Source organism: uncultured Chitinophaga sp. (assembly GCF_937874145.1).
Lineage (GTDB): Bacteria > Bacteroidota > Bacteroidia > Chitinophagales > Chitinophagaceae > Chitinophaga.
This window is the reverse complement of the sequence record NZ_CALNBI010000262.1, coordinates 1-2,379: the sequence shown is the minus strand read 5'-3', so window position 1 is coordinate 2,379 and position 2,379 is coordinate 1. Positions and strand designations below refer to the sequence as shown.

At 52.9% G+C, this 2,379-nt stretch carries 2 protein-coding genes; one reads left to right on the top strand and one right to left on the bottom strand.

Annotation, left to right across the window (positions count from 1 at the left end; all coding sequences use genetic code 11):
• Positions 1–451 precede the first annotated feature (451 nt).
• Positions 452–1,468 carry a GntG family PLP-dependent aldolase gene (locus Q0510_RS13000; protein WP_298712306.1) on the top strand — a complete coding sequence of 339 codons (1,017 nt, stop codon included), beginning with the start codon at positions 452–454 and terminating at the stop codon, positions 1,466–1,468.
• Between the two features lie 323 nt (positions 1,469–1,791).
• Here the strand turns inward: Q0510_RS13000 and Q0510_RS12995 are convergent.
• The coding region (locus tag Q0510_RS12995) for a TlpA disulfide reductase family protein (protein WP_298712302.1) at positions 1,792–2,379 on the bottom strand (588 nt) is incomplete at its 5' end.

The following is a 2,379-nucleotide window of genomic DNA, read 5'->3' as shown; positions in this document are numbered from 1 at the left end:
TTTTCTACCGCCTGCGAATCACGATTGGTGATCTGGGTGGCAATTTTAAGTTGCCTCATATATTTAAAAGTATTGGTTTACGAATATTATACTAACAAGCCGAAAGATAATTTTGTTGTAACATTTAATTGGTATATCTTACACGGTTGCGAAATTAGCCTGCAAAGATCGTGCTAATCCCCCACTCTTCCAAATATCACTGATATGGTTTTGATCTTGGGTTACGGACCGGGGTAAGATGCCTGTTACGCATTCATTTTCAATGATCGGGCGCTTTATCATAACGGCAATCAACATTGACTGCTATAACAAAGTACACTGTATAAACGGATTTTAATAGCTTTTTAGTCGCTATTTTGAAGGGTTTATGCAAATTTTAACAATTGAAAAATATCCTTCTTCAAATAAACATTCTCTCTAATTTATTCAATCACTCATTGCAATTTTTTCAATGGATTTCAGGAGCGACACTTTCACACAACCCACTCCCGCCATGCTGGAGGCCATGCTTACCGCCAAAACCGGCGACGACGTTTTCGGAGAAGACCCCTCCGTCCAGGAACTGGAAGCCAGGATGTCAGCCCTTTTTGACATGGAGGCAGCCCTTTACTGCCCTTCCGGCACGATGAGCAACCAGATCGCCATCAAAACCCACACCCGCCCCGGAGATGAGGTCATCTGCTCCTCCACCGCTCACGTATACATCTACGAAGGCGGCGGCATCGCTTTCAACTCCTCCGCCCAGGCCCGCCCCATCGAAGGCGACCGCGGCATGATCTCAGCCGCCGATATAGCCGCTGCCATCAACCCCACGGAAGACGACCACAAAGCCACCTCCTCCCTCGTCTGCCTCGAAAACACCTCCAACCTCGGCGGCGGCTGCTGTTACGACTGGGACGAAATCCTCCGTATCCGCCAGACCTGCCTCGACCATAACCTCCGCCTCCACCTCGACGGCGCCCGGCTCTTCAACGCCCTCCTCGCCACCGGCCAACCCGCCGCAGACTACGGCCGGGTGTTCGACAGTATCTCCGTCTGCCTCAATAAAGGCCTCGGCTGCCCCATCGGGTCCGTCCTCCTCGGCTCCCGCGACTTCATCCGCGAAGCCAAACGCATCCGCAAAAAATTAGGCGGCGGCATGCGCCAGGCAGGTTACATGGCCGCCACCGGCATCTACGCCCTCGACCATCACCTCGAACGGCTGGCCGACGACCACGCACACGCCAAAGCCATCGCCGCAGCACTGCTCGAACAAACGTTCGTCGGCCATATGCTGCCGGTAGAAACCAATATCCTCATCTTCGAAGTCTGCGGAGACTGGACGCCCGTTACCTTCCGCGATTACCTCGCCAAACACGGCATCCGCGTCATGGCCATCTCCCCCACCAAAGTCCGCATCGTCACCCATCTCGGCATTACGCCTGAAATGGTCAAAACAACCATCGAAGTGATCAGATCGATGTCGTGAATGTTACAGGTATAAGACAACGGGAACGGCCGGCCGGGTGAAATCCGGGCCGGCCGTTTTTTTTTGCCGTTTTATTTTTCTATATGTGACTGTTATTGATAACGAAGGGGTAGAGGGGGCCTGCACTGCACAATACCTGTAACGAGGCGCAAAGATAGGCGCCATTCCGGACCTATTGCGGCAGGAATGAAAACCGGCGGCGAGAATTGTATATCCGGGGGTTAACTTCGTATTGGCGGCACCGTCATACACAAAAGCGGCGCTAAAAATAGCGCCGCCGTTGTCTGTCATTTCAATCTGAATCTATTCTTTTCTCTACAAACTTATTGCCTGCCCGCCAGGCCCATCAGTAAAGGCCTGAGCTCGGGCGTAGAAGGGCGCGGCGCATCCACCGTGGCAATTTTACCTTCCTTGTCGAACACCAGGAAGCGCGGGATGCCGGTGATCTTGTAATACTCCATCATGTCTTTGCTGGAACCCGCGAACAGCTGGATGCCGCCCAGTTCCTTTTCTTTGACGAAAGCTTCCCACTTCTGTTTGTCCGCATCCTTATCCACGGAAATGCTCACGATCACGATGTCGGTGCCTTTCACTTCTTCTTCCAGCTTTTTGAGGTGCGGGATCTGCTCTTTGCAGGGCCCGCACCAGGTGGCCCACATATCCACCAGCACCACTTTTCCTTTCAGGCTGGCCAGCGATACGGTTTTGCCGTTGATGTCGGTATAGGAAAAATTGAACGATTTCGCGCCTTTCGAAAACGACGCCAATGCCGCCTCCGCGCGCTGGTAGCGGGCTTTCAGCGAATCGGTGACCAGCAGGTGCCTGTAAGGCTTTATCGCATCCATCAGTGCATCCTGCGAACGGTAACGGCCGAAGCTGTTGGCCAGGTACATCCCTTTGAGCGTGTCGTT

What these genes read in the sequence shown, in the direction of transcription:
- Q0510_RS13000 (WP_298712306.1), top strand. Translation starts at nt 452, where the DNA reads ATGGATTTCAGGAGCGACACTTTCACACAACCCACTCCCGCCATGCTG.